Annotated in this window: 18 protein-coding genes; 6 read left to right on the forward strand and 12 right to left on the reverse strand. The window is 70.7% G+C overall.

Annotation, left to right across the window (positions count from 1 at the left end; all coding sequences use genetic code 11):
* Window positions 1-55: 55 nt before the first annotated feature.
* The gene (locus ACWCRA_RS12990; protein WP_451067467.1) at window positions 56-1,321 is read right to left on the reverse strand and encodes an MSCRAMM family protein; all 1,266 of its coding nucleotides are present in this window, start codon (window positions 1,319-1,321) and stop codon (window positions 56-58) included.
* A 257-nt stretch (window positions 1,322-1,578) separates the two neighbouring features.
* Between ACWCRA_RS12990 and ACWCRA_RS12995 the strand changes: the two genes are divergently transcribed.
* Complete coding sequence (locus tag ACWCRA_RS12995; RefSeq protein WP_451067468.1) at window positions 1,579-2,466, forward strand: helix-turn-helix transcriptional regulator; 888 nt, start codon at window positions 1,579-1,581, stop codon at window positions 2,464-2,466.
* Window positions 2,467-2,486: 20 nt separating this feature from the next.
* Here the strand turns inward: ACWCRA_RS12995 and ACWCRA_RS13000 are convergent, their stop codons facing one another.
* Genes ACWCRA_RS13000 through ACWCRA_RS13010 form a run of 3 tightly spaced genes read right to left on the reverse strand, consistent with a single transcriptional unit; the run spans window position 2,487 to window position 5,361 of the window.
* Window positions 2,487-3,680 (reverse strand): amidohydrolase family protein, encoded by a 1,194-nt coding sequence (locus ACWCRA_RS13000; protein WP_451067469.1) that lies wholly within the window; start codon window positions 3,678-3,680, stop codon window positions 2,487-2,489.
* Window positions 3,674-4,825, reverse strand: coding sequence for an MAB_1171c family putative transporter (locus tag ACWCRA_RS13005; RefSeq protein ID WP_451067470.1), 1,152 nt, complete (start codon window positions 4,823-4,825; stop codon window positions 3,674-3,676). The genes ACWCRA_RS13000 and ACWCRA_RS13005 overlap by 7 nt, the downstream gene beginning before the upstream one ends.
* Before the next feature lie 11 nt (window positions 4,826-4,836).
* Window positions 4,837-5,361, reverse strand: a complete 525-nt coding sequence (locus ACWCRA_RS13010) for a hypothetical protein (protein WP_451067471.1) — start codon at window positions 5,359-5,361, stop codon at window positions 4,837-4,839.
* A 939-nt stretch (window positions 5,362-6,300) separates the two neighbouring features.
* Between ACWCRA_RS13010 and ACWCRA_RS13015 the strand changes: the two genes are divergently transcribed.
* The 5 genes from ACWCRA_RS13015 to ACWCRA_RS13035 are packed head-to-tail and all read left to right on the forward strand — an operon-like array spanning window position 6,301 to window position 10,250.
* The gene (locus ACWCRA_RS13015) at window positions 6,301-6,513 is read left to right on the forward strand and encodes a hypothetical protein (protein ID WP_451067472.1); all 213 of its coding nucleotides are present in this window, start codon (window positions 6,301-6,303) and stop codon (window positions 6,511-6,513) included.
* Window positions 6,514-6,564: 51 nt separating this feature from the next.
* On the forward strand, window positions 6,565-7,071 hold the full coding sequence (locus ACWCRA_RS13020) for an ImmA/IrrE family metallo-endopeptidase (protein ID WP_451067473.1): 507 nt from the start codon (window positions 6,565-6,567) through the stop codon (window positions 7,069-7,071).
* Between the two features lie 6 nt (window positions 7,072-7,077).
* Window positions 7,078-8,265, forward strand: a complete 1,188-nt coding sequence (locus tag ACWCRA_RS13025; protein WP_451067474.1) for an MAB_1171c family putative transporter — start codon at window positions 7,078-7,080, stop codon at window positions 8,263-8,265.
* Window positions 8,262-9,842 (forward strand): amidase, encoded by a 1,581-nt coding sequence (locus tag ACWCRA_RS13030; protein ID WP_451067475.1) that lies wholly within the window; start codon window positions 8,262-8,264, stop codon window positions 9,840-9,842. The genes ACWCRA_RS13025 and ACWCRA_RS13030 overlap by 4 nt, the downstream gene beginning before the upstream one ends.
* 3 nt (window positions 9,843-9,845) lie before the next feature.
* Complete coding sequence (locus tag ACWCRA_RS13035) at window positions 9,846-10,250, forward strand: pyridoxamine 5'-phosphate oxidase family protein (protein ID WP_451067476.1); 405 nt, start codon at window positions 9,846-9,848, stop codon at window positions 10,248-10,250.
* Window positions 10,251-10,384: 134 nt separating this feature from the next.
* Here ACWCRA_RS13035 and ACWCRA_RS13040 read toward each other — a convergent pair whose 3' ends face one another.
* The 8 genes from ACWCRA_RS13040 to ACWCRA_RS13075 form a co-directional block, all read right to left on the reverse strand.
* Window positions 10,385-11,413: a hypothetical protein gene (locus ACWCRA_RS13040; protein ID WP_451067477.1), complete on the reverse strand. Its 1,029-nt coding sequence runs from the start codon at window positions 11,411-11,413 to the stop codon at window positions 10,385-10,387.
* Window positions 11,414-11,599: 186 nt separating this feature from the next.
* Window positions 11,600-12,154, reverse strand: coding sequence for a hypothetical protein (locus ACWCRA_RS13045; RefSeq protein WP_451067478.1), 555 nt, complete (start codon window positions 12,152-12,154; stop codon window positions 11,600-11,602).
* A complete protein-coding gene (locus ACWCRA_RS13050; RefSeq protein WP_451067479.1) occupies window positions 12,151-12,618 on the reverse strand; it encodes a hypothetical protein in 468 nt (155 codons plus the stop codon). The genes ACWCRA_RS13045 and ACWCRA_RS13050 overlap by 4 nt, the downstream gene beginning before the upstream one ends.
* Before the next feature lie 230 nt (window positions 12,619-12,848).
* On the reverse strand, window positions 12,849-13,097 hold the full coding sequence (locus ACWCRA_RS13055) for a hypothetical protein (protein ID WP_451067480.1): 249 nt from the start codon (window positions 13,095-13,097) through the stop codon (window positions 12,849-12,851).
* Between the two features lie 314 nt (window positions 13,098-13,411).
* Window positions 13,412-13,648, reverse strand: coding sequence for a hypothetical protein (locus ACWCRA_RS13060; protein WP_451067481.1), 237 nt, complete (start codon window positions 13,646-13,648; stop codon window positions 13,412-13,414).
* Between the two features lie 311 nt (window positions 13,649-13,959).
* Window positions 13,960-14,820, reverse strand: a complete 861-nt coding sequence (locus ACWCRA_RS13065; protein WP_451067482.1) for a hypothetical protein — start codon at window positions 14,818-14,820, stop codon at window positions 13,960-13,962.
* Window positions 14,821-14,824: 4 nt separating this feature from the next.
* Window positions 14,825-16,207, reverse strand: a complete 1,383-nt coding sequence (locus tag ACWCRA_RS13070; RefSeq protein ID WP_451067483.1) for a hypothetical protein — start codon at window positions 16,205-16,207, stop codon at window positions 14,825-14,827.
* Window positions 16,204-16,446 (reverse strand): hypothetical protein, encoded by a 243-nt coding sequence (locus ACWCRA_RS13075; protein ID WP_451067484.1) that lies wholly within the window; start codon window positions 16,444-16,446, stop codon window positions 16,204-16,206. Before ACWCRA_RS13075 ends, ACWCRA_RS13070 begins: the two co-directional genes overlap by 4 nt.
* Window positions 16,447-16,586 lie beyond the last annotated feature (140 nt).

A 16,586-nucleotide genomic window follows, 5' to 3' on the forward strand; every position in this document is an offset into this window, starting at 1 on the left:
CGCAGTGGGGTGGGGGCCGTGCTCGGTGTGGGCGGCTTGTGGCCGTCCGGGCCGGTCAGGCTCCGGTCTTGGGCAGTTCCTTGATCGTGACGGGCCGCGGCTTGGGCTTCTCAGGCTCGGGGATCCGGACGTCCTTGACCGCGACGGGGGTGTCCTTGCCGTCGGTGACGGTGACCGTCTGGTCGGGGGCGAGCTGGTAGCCGGGAACGGCGCGGACCTCGTGGACCGTGTAGCTTCCGGGGGCGAGCCCGGTGGCCGTCCAGTGCCCGGCCGCGTCGGTCTTGCCCGTGGCGAGGGTCTTGCCGGCGGAGTCCTTGACCTCGAACTCGACGCCGGCGAGGGGCTTGCCGGAATCGGCGGCGGTCTTGGCGACCTTGATGCCGCCCTTGAGCGGGATGACCTTGAGCTGGAGTTCGGCGGTGGCGCTGGTGGGCGTGCCCTGGACGAGCATGCGCTGCGCCTTCTTGTTCTCCGGGAGGATTGCGTTGAGGGCGGTGCCCGGGAGGGAGGCGGCGGTGGCCTTGAGCGTGGCGGTGCCGTCCTTGACCGGGGTGAGGGTGGCGGTCGCGGTGCCGTCGGCACCGGTGGTGGCGGTGAGGGTGCCCGTGGCCGCGCCGGACAGGTCGAGCTTCAGCTTGACACCGGGGACCTTGTGGCCGGCGGCCGAGGTGACGTCGAGGGTGACGTCCGTCTTGGTTCCCGGCTTGACGTCTCCGCTGCCGGAGGTGGGCTTGATGTTGAGCTTGTAGGGGCCGGCGTACTTGTCGGCCTCGGCCAGGTACTGGGTGGCCTTGGTCTTTGCCGAGGGGGAGACGTTCGGGTAGCTCAGGCGCTGGAGTGCGCGCTTGCCGCCGGGCAGGGCGTAGGTGCTGCCGGCTTCGAGATGGGTGTAAAGAGCGGCGTCGACGGCGGCGGCCTGCGAGTCGTCCGAGGTCTGGCCGTACTTCGCCAGGATGTAGGCGGCGCGGGCGATGGACTCGGCGCTCGCCTTCTTGCCGCTGACCGACGTCCAGGTCGTGTACTCCTTGGCCGGGCCGTAACCGTCCGCAGCCTGGGGACCGTCGAGAGTCGGGTCGGCGCAGTACGCGAGACCCTTGACGCCGGGGAGGGTCTGCCCGGGGGCACCGTACGCGCCGATGTGGGAGGCGTCCGGCTTTCCGGAGGCATCGGCGATCAGGTATCCGGGGCCCCACTTGTCCGCGGCGCTCGCACTCGGTGCCAGCAGGATGCCCGCGCCCAGCGCAGCCGCCGTAGCAGCAACGACGGGACGCCGAAACCGGCGGCCTGTCTGTGAGTGGGTAGGGGATGGTGCGACACTCATGCGTATCTCCGTATCGGGGACGAGAACCGGACCCGGTCAGCGACGGGTAGCGAGCCAGGTGGCTGGCCGGGTCCGGTGGCTCCGCGCGGGGGTGGCGCGGAGGATCGTGAGGAACAGCCGGCAGCCGCACACCATGCGGAATGCGGGAATCCGCCAAGATCCTCGATAACGAAACCTACGTTACGCGTATCCTGGTATCAAGCTGGTGCCTGAAGTTCTTTTCCTGTTGATCCCGAGCCCGTTCCGGAGACGTGACCATGCCGCACCGCCATTTCGACGGCCAGCGCCTGTTGAAGGCGCGCAGGGCCCTCGATCCCCCACTGACGCAAGCTGCCGTCGGGCAGGCGGTGGACTCCACCCGCGTCGCCGTCGGCGACTGGGAGAGCGGGCGGTCCAAACCGGCCTGGCACAAACTCCCCGGGCTCGCGCGATTCCTCCGGCAGCCCCTCAACAGGCTGTTCCCCCGGGAGGGCCCCCCGGACCTGGCCGATCTGCGCGACGATGCCGGCATCCCTCTCAAGGAGAGCGGCAGGCTGATCGGCCGCCGCAGTCACATCCCCGTCTACAAGGCCGAGAGCGGTGTCGCCCGGCTGAAACCCGAGTACGAACAGCCCCTCGCGACCGGGTACGGCGTCACCCTCGTCGAGCTGCGCGACGCCCAGGACCGCTCCTTCGGCATCGACGTGCCGGACCGGTCTCCCGCGCCGGCGATGCCGGAGACCCTCGCGGAGAAGATCACCCATCTGCTGGAGCACTCCTACCCGGGGGAGCAGGTCCCGCCGACCGACTCGGAGATCGCCCAGGGGATCAACCAGTACGCCGGCGCGGTCGTCGTCTCGGAGAAGGACGTCGAGGAACTGCGGACCGGTACGCGGGTCACCGCCTCCCCCATCGTCGGCGAGGGGCTGGCGGAGGTCTTCGGCGTTTCGGCTCTCTTCTTCCAGTCCAACGACCACGTCACCCGGCAGGTAGTCGAAGGGTTCAGGCTCCTCGCCACGGCACGCGAGGGCGACATCGGCCGGGCCGCCGCGCGCGGCCTCGGTGAAGAGGGGCTGTCGCCGGAAGTCCTCGCCTTCGTCAACGGATTCGTCGCGGAGATGAAGGAGATGGGCGGCCTGCCCCGCGCCGACGGCGAGGAGCAGTAGCACCCATCCCCTTCCCCTGCCTAGGCCGTTGCGGCCGGCTGGTGCCGGTTTCCGCGGGCGAAGACGGTGTTGACCGCGCGCAGCGCGCCGAGGTCCTCCAGCGGATCGCCGTCGAGGACCAGGAGGTCGGCGCTGAAACCCTGGGCGATCCGGCCGGCCCGGTCGCCCAGGCCCAGGGCGTCGGCGGCTTCGACGGTGGCCATGTGCAGGATGCGGGCCTTCGGCACGCCGAGGTGCTCGTAGAAGGTGAGGCTGGCGGGCAGCCCGTCGAAGTCGGCCCGCTGCACGCCGGCGTCCGTGCCGGCGATCAGCCGCACCCCTGCCTCCGCCATCTGCCGCACGGCGCCGAACATGGCGGCTGTCTTCTCCTCGCCGAAGAACCGGGACAGCATCGGCCAGTGCGGGCTGACCGCCGGGCAGACGCGGATGCCCTTGGCGATGATCTGCTCCAGGACGTCCGCGCGGACGTCGAATCCACCGGTGGCGGTCATCCAGGTGCAGTGCTCGATGGTGTCGACGCCGGCTTCAACCGCGTGGGTGATGCCGTCGACGCCGTGCGCGTGCGCGGCGACGGGCAGGCCCGCCCGGTGAGCCTCGTCCACCAGGGCGGCGAGCTCTTCGGCCGAGTACTGGGTCTCATGGCTCTGGGGGCCGCCCTTGGTGAGGCCGCCGCCGGTTTCCATGATCTTGATGACGCGCGCTCCGGCTTCGGCGTTGCGGCGCACCATGGCGCGGACCGCTTCGGTACCGGAGGCCTCGCCTCCCAGGAACCAGCAGTGTCCGCCGGGCGGGGTGACCGGGGTGCCGGCGGAGATGATGCGCGGGCCGGCCGATGTGCCGCGGGCGATGGCGTCGGCCAGGCGCAGGGCGAGGCCGTTGCGGTCGCCCAGGTCCCGCGCCGTGGTCACTCCGGTGTGCAGGAGCTTCTCCGCCCGGGCGGCCATCGCGGTCAGGAGGGCGTCGTCGTCCTGGTCCTGGAGAGTGGCGACCGGGTCCGGGCCGCCGTCGAAGGCCAGGTGGACGTGGGCGTCGATGAGGCCGGGGACGATGGTGGCGCCGGAGAAGTCCTGCCGGGGCCCGCCGGCCGGGGCCAGTGCCTCGATCTCGGCGCGCGGGCCGACGGCCGTGATCGTGTCGCCGTCGAGGAGGATCGCGCCGTCGGTGAGGGACTCGTCGGCGATTCCGGTGTGGATCCGTCCTGCGGTGATCAGCATGTGGTCAGCTCCTTGTTGGCGGGGGCAGTTGCGGGGTGGTTGTTCAGCGCGTTCGACAGGGCGACCAGTTGCCGGACGTCGGCGTCGCGGTCGTCGTCCTGGGGCATGGCGAGCGGTATGGCCTGCCGTGGTGCCGGGGCGCCCGCCTTGACGGCTTCGGCGGCGGTGCGCAGCTGCTGGGCCAGGATCTCGGGCCGGTGGAGGTCCAGCGCGGCGGTGTCCTGCCCGGAAGGGTGGAGGTACGGGCTGATCCGGACGAGGCCGTCCCGGCATTCCACGATGCGCCGGTGATAGCGGCGGTGGACACCGCGGGCCAGCCAGCGGTCGCGCCAGGACAGGGAGGCGGGCCTGAGCACGGTGGCGGGGTAGATCTCGGAGAGCAGGTTCCACAGCGGTTCGAGCTGGCGGTGGACGGCGCGGTGGTGGCGCGACACCTTCATGGCCGCCAGTCTGCTGCGCGCGCCCGCGTAGCTGATCCCGATGACGAAGAGGGGGATCGACAGGACCAGCATGACGGAGGCCGCCTTCGTCAGGGCGTCGGGCACGTCGCCGCCCTGCGAACGGACAATCACGAACACCGCGCGCAGGGCGGAGGCGATGGCCATGCCGCGCATGCCGGCGGCGGCCAGCCACAGCCCCGTCGCCTGAAGGCTGTCCGACATCCGCGCGTATCTGCGGGTCCACCAGCCGGCGGCGGCCAGTGCGTACACCATGTAGGCGCCGGCGACGAGCCAGAACACCGCGACCTGCGGGACGGTCATGTCGGCTTCGGAGTAGCTGACGAACTCGTCGTGATCGGGTGCGGTCACGACCGCGACGGTGATGACGACGCCCACGATCAGTACGGCGACCGCCTCCCGCCGTGCGCGGCGTCGGCCGACCTCCGCGTCGGCCGCGGAGTAGAGGTAGAAGCACATTAGGAAGTAGAGGGTGCCCAGGAGCAGAAGGTTCTGCCCGAGTTTCGCCGCGCCGTGGCCGAGCACGGCGTCCAGGTCACGTGCGCCGCCGGGCATGGAGAGCGGGTAGGAAGCCGCCGCGCACACCAGGCACAGGGTCACGGCGCGCAGTGGAGCGTTGTGCGGGTCCCGGGAGAGCTGGTAGAGCTTCCAGGCTACGGCTGCAGCGAGGATCGACAGGAAGCTCACGGTTGTGATGGTCACAGCCACCCCCGGTTGTCGCCGAGGGCGGAGTGGATACGGCGTACGGACGGATCCTCCGCCGGTGTTTCGCTCACATGGTCCAGCACGGAGGCCCACTCCAGGATGATCGTGGCGGCGAGTTCGGCTTCGCATTCTTGGCCGTCGTCGTAGGAACAGCGGCCCATGACCCGGCGGATGGCGCTCGCCTTCACGCCCGGAACCATATGGCCGTACTGCTCGGCCAGGCCTGCGGGACTGTCGTTGCCATGATCGCCGAGGATGTGGCCCATGACCTCGTGCAGGACGATGTGGTCCTGGTGGAGGCGGGTTGTCTCCTGCTGGTAGAGCACGAGGTCGACCTGGGGGAGCTCGAACCACAGGCCCAGCGGGCCGGGCTTGGGCAGGGGAAAGGGACGCAGCTCGATCCGCCGGCCTCGGCTCTCGCCGAACGCGGCGCACAGGTGAGTGACGCTCAGCGGAGGCTGGATGTCCAGCGCGCGCAGTTCGCGGCGGATGCGTCGGTGAAGCTCCCGTTCGGTCACCCGCTTCGCACCGCCGCGGCGTCTGCGGGCGAGAAAGCCGGAGGATGGTCTCTCCCCCGGAGCCCCGATGGTTGAGTGTTCAACGCTTCGCCGGCCGCGCGCCTTCAGCGGGCTGGATTCCGAACGCCACCACATCTGCTGTTCCTCTGGTCATGAAGTCGAGGCCGGGCATGAGGGCCTGATCGAACGCGGTTGTGCCGGGCAACTGCTCTTCCTGCGCCTTCGCCGGGACATGGCGAGCCTGCGGCTGAAGGGCCGCGAGTCACGAGCGGGGGGAAGGGGGCGGATGCCGCAGGGTGTCCACGCGGCGGCACGCCGCCGGCATGAGACCCGTTCTTCATCGTCACGCGCCTGGCGGATGCCCTGTCGGTGCGCCCCCGGCGGTGGAGGAGTAATTGGCAGCAGCAATTACGCCCCGTGTGCTGCGCGCTGCCGAGTCAGCCGGGTAAGCACCCGGCACGCTGGGCGCCGTTCACGCGGGACCTCCTCGGATGTGCACTGCCTCACAAATGGGGACAGTGCACGCTGCGTGCATACTGTGACGATCTTCCTCGGGCTAGGCGGAGCGCATCCATCCCAGTTGCCCGGGGACGCCATGAACGTAGACAGAGACCTCTGGCATAGTCAACTGAGATGGATGCGAACCGAAAGCCGAGCAGAACGCACATGACCCACAAGAATCCGCCCCACGATGACGATCAGCGTGAAGACCCAGAGTCGCTCTGTGACATACCTCTCTCGCTCGCGCAGAGACTGACGCGCCTATTCGAAGTGGTACACCCCAAAGGCCGGGGTCCCTACAGCACTGACGAGGTGGCTGCGGAACTGCAGAGGCGTGGAGGGCCAACTGTCTCGGGAACCTATATCTGGCAGCTCCGGACCGGGCGCCGGGACAATCCGACGAAACGTCATCTTGAAGCGCTGGCACAGTTCTTCGGAGTGCCGGTGACCTACTTCTTCGACGACGAGATAGCCAAGCGCCTCGGCGCGGAGCTCGACGTACTGGAGCGGCTGCGCCAGGGGAACGTCCAGCGAGTGGCGCTGCGGGCCGTGGGCCTGTCGGACAAGAGCATGGACACGGTGCTCGCCATGATCGACAGGGTTCGCGAGCTGGAGGGCCTGCCCGCCGATCCCGGCCATGCTGACGGCTGACCTGGGGCGACGAGTACCGTTGCCAGGTCCCCCTCCAGAAGGAAACCACCCATGAGGCCCACGCGAGGCAGCTGCCGGACCTACGTCCGCAGCCTCGACCTCCCGGCGGTGGCGAGCATCCGCGACCTGGTCCCCGAGATCGAGAAGCGCTCGGGCCGTGCGGTCCAGCTGCTGCCCGCCGAGCTCGGAAGCACCGCACCCTGCGGGATGTACGTGGCGACGGAAGACACGAACTATGTGTTCTACGACCCGCGCACGAGCCTGGCGCACCAGGACCACATCATTGCCCATGAACTCGCACACATTCTGAGGGATCACCGGGGCGGAGCGGAACTCCCCCAAGGCAGCACAGGCGGTCTGATCACACTCATGGACCCGGATGTCGTACGCATGGTTCTCGGCCGGACGGACTACGCCGAGAACGACGAGGTGGAAGCTGAGCTGGTGGGCTCATATCTTCAGGCTCATGTTCACTCCGCCCGTCCACGAAAAATGCGGAAGTCAAGAGAAATGGATGTTGACCGCATCGCGCGCACACTGCTGCGCTCGAAGAGGTAGAAGAGCATGAAAGACGTTTTGCATCCCCTGTGCCTGACGATCGCGAGTCTGGGCTTCCTTTTCCTCGTGCGAGACCTCAGAAAGGACAGGCGGGACGCGGCACTTACCGCCCTGAGTCTCGTCTTCCTCGCATCCGCGCTGAGCTTCGCCATATCCATCACACCAATCTGGGTGCGGATCGATGGATTCTTCGGGGTGACGAACATTGCTGCTCCGCTTTCGCAAAGCTGTGTCATCGCGGTCCTCGTCTGCCAGATGAACCTGCTCGCCCACTGGGGCAGACCCCCCGCCGTGGCGCGGCAGCGCGTCCGGGTCCACCTGGCCGTCGGCGCGGTGGTCGTCGCCGGCCTCTTCACCTTGTTCGCGCTGCTTTCGCCGGCCGTTCAGCAGCCGACCGCCTTCGCGCAGTACTACGCGCACGACCCCTACTACCAGGCGTATCTGACGCTCTACCTCACCGCATACACGACGGGTGAGATCCTCCTCGCCCGGGCCTGCTGGAAGTACGCGCGCCAGGCCGAGGACGTCTGGCTCGTCCGCAGCCTGCGCACCGTCGCCGTCGGCGCCTCGATCACCCTCGGGTACAGCGCCATCCGCTTCGGCGGAATTCTCGGAGAAACATTCGGCTTCGACGTTCACGGACTGGACCCGATCGCCTGGGCATGCGGCGACATCGGCGCCTCGCTGACATTGATCGGCATTTTTCTTCCCACTTTGGCCGCGCGTGGGCGTTCCGTACGCGACTGGTCGACGGACCATCTCTCCTATTGGCGGCTCCGCCGCCTCTGGTCGGCGATGCACCGGGCAGTTCCCTCCATCGCCCTTATCGAGACGCCTTCGCAGCTGGCGGAGATGGCACGGCTGCGCTCCGTCCGATTCCTCCTCTACCGGCGCGCGGTGGAGATCCGTGACGGCCAGATCGAACTCCGTCCCTACCTCGAACCCGACGTACGCATTGCCGCGGAGCAGCGGCGGCGGGCCGAAGGGCTCAGCGATCCCGAGCTGGCAGCCGCGGTGACCGCCGACCAGATCCGCCACGCCCTGATTCTGCAGAGCCGCCAGGAGCAGGTCACCGAGCCGGCCGAATACGCCGACGTGCGCCTGTCGACTCCGGCCGCCGACGAGGACCGGCACCTCCTGCGCGTGGCCTCCTTCTTCACAGCTCCGGCGGTTCCGCAGGAGTCCCCGAAGTGATCCGCCGGACCTTCCTCAGCACCTCGCTGGCCGCAGCGGCATCCCTGCCGCAGACGGCCGACGCGCAGCCCCGCCCCGCGCCCCGACACGGACGGACGCCCATGCCCCACCCGCTCCACCTCGCCCCCGCCACCGAGCAGGTCCGAGCCCTGCGCGAGAGGCGGATCACCAGCCGGGAGCTGCTCGAACGCCAGCTCCGGCACATCGCCGGGGTCAACCCGGGTCTCAACGCGATCGCCACACTGGACGCCGACGGCGCACGGGCCGCCGCCGACCGCGCGGACCGGCACCTCTCCCGCACGGGCAAACCGCTCGGCGCCCTCCACGGCCTGCCGATGACGGTGAAGGACGCCCTGGAGACGGCAGGGACCCGCACCACGTGCGGCACCCCCGACCTCACCGACCACGTACCCCTGACCGACGCGGACGCTGTTGCCCTCCTGCGCCGGGCCGGCGCCGTCATCACCGGCAAGACGAACACCCCGGCGTACTGCCAGGACATCCAGACGTCGAATCCGCTCTTCGGCACGACAAAGAACCCGTACGACGACCGCCTGACTGCGGGCGGCTCCTCGGGCGGGCCGGCTGCCGCCGTCGCCGCCGGGCTCACCAGCCTCGACGTCGGATCCGACCTGGCGGGCTCCCTGCGCCTGCCCGCCGCCTACTGCGGCGTGTACGCACTGCGTCCCAGTCAGGGACTCATATCGACCCGCGGGCACATTCCCCGCGCCCCGGGTAGCCTCACCAGCAGCGACATGGTCACCCTCGGCCCGGTCGCCCGGACCCCGGCCGATCTCGACCTCCTTCTCGGCGTGCTCGCCGCCCCCTCGCCTGCGGATGCCGTCGCATGGCGTGTGGAACTGCCCGCACCCCGGTTCTCCCGCCTGCGGGACCTGCGGATCGGCATCTGGGCCGACGACCCGTACTGCCCCGTCGGCTCAGCGACACGAACACTGATGAGCACCACCGCCGAGCGGATCCGCTCGGCCGGTGCCCTCGTGGACGACGCGACCCGGCCCGTGGACATGCGCGACAGCGACAGGGCCTTCCAGAACCTCCTGTACGCGACGTCGACCGCGTCGGCATCCGATGCCGCGTTCCAGGACGAGATCGGCCAGGCGGCCGCACTCCCTGCGGGTGACACCTCCGCCCGGGCTCTCTATCTGCGGGCGCGCACACAACGCCACCGTGACTGGATCATCGCCGACGAGGCCCGGCAGAAGCTGCGCCGGCAGTGGGCCGAGTACTTCCGCGACCACGACGTTCTGATCACCCCCGCCGCGCCCACCGCCGCCGTGGAGGACCAGACCGCCCTGCCCGTGCACCAGCGCTCGATCTCCGTCGACGGCGATCGGCGCGGTTACTACGACCAGACGACCTGGGCGAATCTGACCAGTCAGGTCCGGCTGCCGGCCGCGGTCGTCCCCGCAGGAGTGGACGCCGAGGGTCTTCCCCTGAGCGTCCAGATCATCGGCCCCTACCTCGCCGACCGCACCGTCCTGGCGGTCGCCGGTCACTTCGCCCGGCTGCTTCCCCAGCCCGCCGTCCCACCCGCCTTCGCAGAACGGAACCACTGACCGATGGCCCACGACATACGCAACCCGGAGCCCGCGTACCTGGGGTTCTGGCAGGAGTACCACCTGTGCACGCTGACCACCCTGCGCCCCGACGGGCGCCCGCACGTCGTGCCGGTGGGCGTGACGTACGAGCCCGAGCACGGGCTGGCCCGGGTCATCACCCGCAAGTCCAGCAAGAAAGTGGAGAACATCCTGGCCGCGGGACCTGACGGCGCACGGGTCGCGGTCTGCCAGGTGGACCGGGGACGCTGGGCCACGCTGGAGGGCACCGCCCGTGTCCGGACCGAGCCCGAGCTCATCGACGACGCCGTCGCCCGCTACGGAGAGCGGTACGGGCGCACCCCGGAACCGGACCCCGAGCGCGTCCTCGTCGAGATCACACTGGACCGGGCCATGGGCCGGGCCTGAACGAGCGGACCGGTTCGGGGCGAACCATCATGGTTCGCCCCGGCCCGACCCGGTTCCTGACCGCTGCCACGGTGGGCCACAGGGCGGTGTGTTCCGTGATTGCCGAACGGGCGCCGGAATCATTCCCCGGCCGGTCATGAGGTCCGCTGCGGCTGTCCGGTACGGGCACGGAAAGCGGCCCGTCCCTCTCCGTGGTCCTTCGGCGAGCAGATCTGCCACAGGGAGCGAAGGCCGTCGAGGTACAGCTGGGCGGGCCGTGAGCCGGCGGGGTGGACCTGGCGGTTGCTGATCCACTCGACGAGCATCGCGCCGGCACCGCGTGCCGATTCGGCGGAGTCGACCGGGTAGTGCCGGCGCTTGCCCTCGGTCGCGTGGTGCCAGAGGGCGTCGATCGTCTCCCGCACCAAGTCGCGGCAATTCTCCAGATCGTCGTCGGCGAGGGCGAGGAGTTCGTCGAGCCGCCGTTCCGGGGTGGTTTCGCTGCGCTCCGCCAGTTGTTCACTGCGGCAGAAGGCGGCCAGCATCCAGACCGCCCGGGAGTTCGCAGGCGGCCCGCCGAAGCCGAGCGCGGCCCGCAGATCGGCCATGAACTCGTGGTCGTCGGTGCGGAGCTCAGGCCGGTGGAGCCCGAAGAGGACACCCTGGACGCGCTGGTCGAGTTCGGCGTGAGTGGCCCTGGCCAGGTCCTTGCGGCGCCGGAGATTGTCCCGCATCTGCCTCACCGCGGCGCTGCCCTCGTCCAGGGCGACTGACGCAGCGACATCGGCGTGATTGTCCTCGGGCGGGAGCAGATCTTGGAATCCGGGCGTGATCCGCTCATACGCGCGCAGCTCGATCTTCTCGCGCTCGAACCGTGCTCCGAAGTAGGCCCTGGCGAGCGCCGCCTTCACTGGCGCGTGCGGTACGGGCACTTCGTTGAAAAAGGCGAGGAGGGCCAGGTCCCCGGGGGGCAGTCGCGGTGCCATGCGGTCGCAGAACGCAAGCCCCATGACGAGCTCGTCCGCGCCCTCGGGAATCACGCGGCGGACGCCGACTCGCGGGAACACGGGCACCAGCCCCTCCCTGCGCCAACGCTGGAGCCTGCCGGCCGTCAGCGGTAACCCCGCCCGGTTCGCCACGGTGAGAAGGATCTGGTCCGCCATGCTGGGTGCGCTTCGTGTCATCCCTCAACGGTAGAGATCCCCCCGTCGCCGCCCAGGCCCAGAAGGGCGGGGGTCAGCTCGCGGCGGCTGCGCGTGGAGCCTGGACGTCCGCACGTGTGCGGGCCGGGCAGAGCCCGGCTCGTCGGCTCACCCGCCGATTGCGGAATCCGGCGACGCGTCCCCCGCGGTGCTCAGGGGCAAAGAGCATCAGTTTTGGTCTCGCTGAGGTTCGTGCTCCGTATGGTCCGTCAACTCCCTCCGCGCGCGGTCGATGTCCTCGGCGGACAGGTCCGGATCCCCGGCGCGGAGCAACAGCTCGTACACGGCCACCCGTTCTGTCAGACAGGCGTGCCGCTCGTCGTAGCCGATCCGCTCGCCGTTCTCCTCGCGGCGTCGCAGTTCGCCCCTCCAGCCGAGCACGGCGGCCTGGCGGCGGGAGCGCGCCGTGTGTACGGGGTCGGGGAAGTCGCCGAGACCGTGGCCCTCGGCGTCCGCCCGGGCCCGGACACCGTCGAGTTGTCGGATGGTCGCGTCGTAGTGCTCGCGGCCCCAGGGGTGGGTGCCGCGGTCCACCGCCGTCGCGAGGACGGTGGCGGTCTCGTGGAGATGGGCGGCGAGCGATTCGGCGGGGTACGCCTGGCCGGTCCGTGACGCTTTGCTGATCTCCTGCTGTCGGCGGATGAAGGCGCCCAGGGCGCGCAGCGCGTGGACGAGGTCACGCATGTCCGGTGCCGGCTGGTGTCCGGTGACGGACGGGGTCATATGGCGGCCTCCTGGGTGAGGGTCAGATAGACGCGGTTGCCCGAGCCGGGTGAAGCTGGGCGCTTGCTGATGCGGCCGTCCGTGTGGAGGTCGTGGATCGCGCTGCGGATGCTGTGCAGGGGCAGACCGGTCGCGTCGTGGATGGCGGGCGCGGTGGTCTCACCGTGCGTGCGCAAGAACGCGGTGACCGTGGTCTTCGCCTGGCGGGACGAACGTGGGCGTTCGGCCCGCCGTTTGCCCGCGGCGGCTCTGCGGTGTACGCGGACCGGGCACGCGGCGGCGACGGGGCAGCCGTCGCATATGCGGGCGGCGGCGTCTACGAGGTGGTTGGGCGGTGTGCCGGGGCTCGCGTCGAGGTCGTCGAACGGAGTGCTGCGGGCTGTGCAGGCGGCGCGTGCGGCACCGTTGGTCGGCAGGCCGGGAGCCTTGTCGAGTTCGGGATAGGCGCGGGGTGTGGGCGGCACGGGAGATCCTTCCGTCGGTCGGCGACATGGAGGTTGCGGTGCTCTGCGGGCGGTCCGGCGTCGCCGCGGGTTGCCGGATTCCCCGCGGTGCGGCGGACGTTCGCCCCGCGAGGGGGCTTCGGCGGAAGCGGCTGATCGGCGGGCTGGGTGTGCGGCGGGCTGCCGCCGGACGGACGGCGGGCTGCCCGGGGCAGTTCAGCCCGGGATGTGCGGGGCGGCGAGGAACAAGGTCAGGAGGTGCGCCGCCGCCGGTGGGAGCGGCACCGGAGTACCGCGACCGTGAGGACGGTTGCGGCGAGCACTCCGGCGGCGAGCGGAACGGGGCTGGCTGTCTCGATGGTGGTGCGGACGGCTCGTCCGGTCAGCAGCAGCGGTGTGGCCAGGGCGGTCAGGAAGGCGGCGACCAGGAGGAGGCGCAGCGTCTTCAGGGTGAGGCGGCAGAGGAACAGGATGGTGTGGATACGGCAGAAGAAGCACATGGTGGTTCCTTGAGCGGGTCCGTCCGGTGGGGTGCCGGACGGCTGGGGATCGTCCGGTCGCTCATGGCGACCGGGGGTTCGGCCCGTGAACGGCGTGGGCGTCGGTGGCGGACTCGGGCGACCTGCGCTTTGGCGGCCCCGGGGGCCGCGCCGAGCACGGTGTGGGAGTCGGGGCGCGTTCAAACGACTGGAGCGGGGACGGCCGGGACCCGGGGAGCATGGTGGGGATGGGCCCGGGGACCGGGCGGGGCATCACCTTGGGCGGCTGCCGGGCGGGAATCACCGGAGCGAGCCGTAATCCTGGGCGGGGCGGCTCAGTCGAGCAGGCGCTGGATCCAGTTCGCTGCGGCGATGACGAGTCCGATCGCGAAGGGGGCCAGCAGGCAGCCGATGCGCGGACGCTGGGGTTCGCGGCGGAAGTACACGTGCTCCCTCACCGGCACGTCCTGCCGGTGTGCCGTGCGGTGGTGCTCGGCCTGGTGGTCCTGTGCCGTCTCCTGGTGCTCGGAGGTGTGATGGCGGCGGCACGTCGAGCAGGTGTAGCGGTACATGGGCTCAGGATGCCCGTCGGAAGGTGCGCGGTGTCCGGGGATCGGCTGATCCGGCCATCGCCGTGCCGCGCCGAACACGGGTGTAGGTGGGGGTAGGTGGATGTGGATGGGTGTAGGTGAGGTGTAGTTGTTGCAGGTCACAGTGTTGTAGGTGGGAGAGGTAGGTGGTGTGGGGGCGGGTTTCGGGTGGGGGGAGGGTGGCCGGGTTTTCGGTTGTCGCCAGGGCTTTGGGACGGGGTGCCGGCGGGGGGTTGGGCGGGCCCGGCGCCGGCCGGTTGGGCGGGCGTCGCGAAGGGGTCGGGCCGGGGGTGTCAGGGGCCGTCCGGGCGGCTGTTTTTCGGGGCCGGGGAGGGGCCGGCGGCGGGGGTGGTCGAGGGGGTGTGGTCGGGCACCATTCCGGGGGGTATCTGGGGCCGGCGGCCGAGGTGCTGGTGGAGCTCGTCGTAGCGGATGCCGATTGTGTTCTTCCCGCCGATGTTGATGCCCTTGCTGACGGGGATGGCGAGCCGTTCGCATTCCTTCCGGAGACGGGCGACGTCCCATCCCGCCAGACGGCCGGAGAACTTCTGCGCGCCGGCGAGGAGGTCCGAGAGGTGAATGCCCTTGCGGCCCTCCCGGTGGGTGACGGCGACGCTGTATTCGACGAACGCGGCAAGCCACCGGTCCGGGTCGAGCTCCGGGGCGGCGGGAAGCGGGCCGGACTCGGGCTGTTCCTCCTGGCCGCGAAGGCCGGGCTGCTGGGTGTCCGGGGAGCCGAGGGCCCAGGCGCGCCACAGATAGAGGCCGGTGAGGAATGGCATGCCCACTTCCGGTGCCTGGGGTACGGCGGTGACGACGGTGGCGATCACGAAGAGGGCGATGACGAGGTGTTCGGCCTTGTCCTTGGCCGATCCGCTGTCCGGGAGGGCGAGGCGGACGGCTTCGCCGAGGGCGGGGAGTGTGCCGCGTTCCAGCCGCAGAGCGGCCTGTGCCCAGGGCCTTCGGTGCAGGACCTCCCGCCATCCCGACGGCGGCTGGGGCGCTGCGGGGGCGGTGTGCTCTCCTTCGGCGGCCGGTTTCCGCCGGGCGGCCGGAACGGTCCGCCGTACGAGTGCGCGCAGGGCTGTGCGTATGCGGCGGCCCGGCGGTGGTTCGCCGCCGGGCCGGGCCGGTGGGGTTGCGGGTTCGGTCACCGGGCTACACCAAGCCGATGGCCTGGGCCAGGGTGGTGAGGAGGTTCTCGGGCCAGGCGAAGCTGCCGCCGGCGGCGGCGTAGAGGGTGGAGGCCATGAAGCCGCCGATCACGGCCCGCTTGTCGGAGTGCTTCCGCAGCAGGAGGAAGCCCGTGATGATGATGGCGAGTGCCCCGTATCCCCAGGAGTTCGCCCATTGGCTGGTCAGCTGGAGGATCAGGTCGGAGGGGCCGCTCCAGCCCGCGGTCTCGTAGAAGGCGCTGGCGGCGAACCCGAACACCATGAGGAACTCGGTGTTGACCCACTTGGTGTACTTGCTCTCGCCGCCGCTCTTCAGGTACAGGACGCAGAAAGCGGTCATGACGGCCGCGAGGCCGCCGGCGGTGACGGTGCCGAGGTTCAGGCCCCCGCCGAGGTCGGCGGCGATGATGACGTGCTCGTCCATGTCGTGCGTTCCTTCTGCTGTGCGGTGGTGAACTGGTGCGGTCGTGAACGCGGCGGTGAGCCATGTCGCGAGGGGGATGCGGCAGGCCCAGCCGAGCGGGGGCCAGAACCAGCGGGCGCGCCATGCCAGGACGCCGGTCGGGATGGCGGGCAGGGCGACCATCACGGCCCAGGTCCAGGGCGCGGCGGTGAAGGCGGCCAGGTGCCGGACGGCCGCGTCGCCGAGGCCGAGTCCCCAGCCCAGCAGGGCGGGTGTTCCCCAGCGCAGGACCCACAGGATGCGCCGGGTGTGCCAGCCGGAGCGGTCCAGTTCGGCGGAGCGGATGACGGTCTCGACGGGCCCGGACATCTGGGGCGGCGCCGGGGGCCGCCGGAGGAACGACCCCCGCCTCGGGCGGCCTTCGTCCCGTCCCTCCTCGTCCTCGCCTTCGTCCTCGTCGACGTCTTCGTCGCCGGGGCCCTCGTCGCCCTCGTCGTTGGTGGATTCGCCGTCGTGGGTGTCGCGTGCGGTGCTGGTGCCGGGCGTTGCGGGGGTGGGGGCGCCGCCGGGGGGCGTCTGCGCGGGGGCGGGCTGCGGCGCGTTCGCCTCGGCGGTGTGGTACCGCGGTGTGGGCAGGTTGCCCGTGTGGGTGTCGAGGTCGGCGTCCTGGTGGTGGAAGAGCGGGTCCCACCAGTCGTCCGGATGGGGCCGGCGGGTCGGCGGATCCGGGCTCGTCCGCACGGCGGCGGGTGCCGGGGCCTGCGAGGGCGCGGGTTCCCGCGGCAGCGCCGGGGGCTGGGCCGTCGCCGTTGCGGGGGTTGGGAGTTCGGTGTCCTGTGAGGCTGCCGGGGTCGTGGGTTCGGGGCTCGCGGCGCCGTTGCCGACGGATGCCAGGACGTCGTCGATGGCGGCGAGGACGTCGTCGACGCCGGTGGGCGGGACGTCCGTGTGGTCGGTCGTCATGGCAACGGGGTCCTTTCCCACCCGTACAGGGCGATCGCCAGGGCCATGAGGGCCCGGGCCTGGAGCTCGTCGGGGCCCGGCTGGGCCCGGGCGTGGTCTGCGCCGTTGGTGGTCCGGTCCGGACCGGACCCGGGTCGCGGGCCGAAGTCCGGTCGCCGCGGCGGGTGGTAGGTGATCGTCACGGTCTCGCGGTCGGGGGTGCGCTTGGGGAAGCGGGCCGTACGGCGGGGCCATCGCATGGGGTGCTCCGAGGTCTCGGCGACGAGAGAAGCGGGGAGAGCGCCCGGGGCCGATCCGCGGGTGGGACAGCAGCGCCTTGAAGACCCGGTCCCGACCGCCCCGCAGGGCCGCCTCCAGCGCCAGGTCCTCGTACGCCGTG

Source organism: Streptomyces sp. NPDC001889 (assembly GCF_053594535.1).

Coding starts and splice junctions, on each gene's coding strand:
- ACWCRA_RS12990 (WP_451067467.1), bottom strand. CDS start 1,321: ATGAGTGTCGCACCATCCCCTACCCACTCACAGACAGGCCGCCGGTTT.
- ACWCRA_RS13000 (WP_451067469.1), bottom strand. CDS start 3,680: ATGCTGATCACCGCAGGACGGATCCACACCGGAATCGCCGACGAGTCC.
- ACWCRA_RS13060 (WP_451067481.1), bottom strand. CDS start 13,648: ATGTACCGCTACACCTGCTCGACGTGCCGCCGCCATCACACCTCCGAG.
- ACWCRA_RS13070 (WP_451067483.1), bottom strand. CDS start 16,207: ATGACGACCGACCACACGGACGTCCCGCCCACCGGCGTCGACGACGTC.
- ACWCRA_RS13020 (WP_451067473.1), top strand. CDS start 6,565: ATGAGGCCCACGCGAGGCAGCTGCCGGACCTACGTCCGCAGCCTCGAC.
- ACWCRA_RS13025 (WP_451067474.1), top strand. CDS start 7,078: ATGAAAGACGTTTTGCATCCCCTGTGCCTGACGATCGCGAGTCTGGGC.
- ACWCRA_RS13035 (WP_451067476.1), top strand. CDS start 9,846: ATGGCCCACGACATACGCAACCCGGAGCCCGCGTACCTGGGGTTCTGG.
- ACWCRA_RS13075 (WP_451067484.1), bottom strand. CDS start 16,446: ATGCGATGGCCCCGCCGTACGGCCCGCTTCCCCAAGCGCACCCCCGAC.
- ACWCRA_RS13045 (WP_451067478.1), bottom strand. CDS start 12,154: ATGACCCCGTCCGTCACCGGACACCAGCCGGCACCGGACATGCGTGAC.
- ACWCRA_RS13040 (WP_451067477.1), bottom strand. CDS start 11,413: ATGACACGAAGCGCACCCAGCATGGCGGACCAGATCCTTCTCACCGTG.
- ACWCRA_RS12995 (WP_451067468.1), top strand. CDS start 1,579: ATGCCGCACCGCCATTTCGACGGCCAGCGCCTGTTGAAGGCGCGCAGG.
- ACWCRA_RS13055 (WP_451067480.1), bottom strand. CDS start 13,097: ATGTGCTTCTTCTGCCGTATCCACACCATCCTGTTCCTCTGCCGCCTC.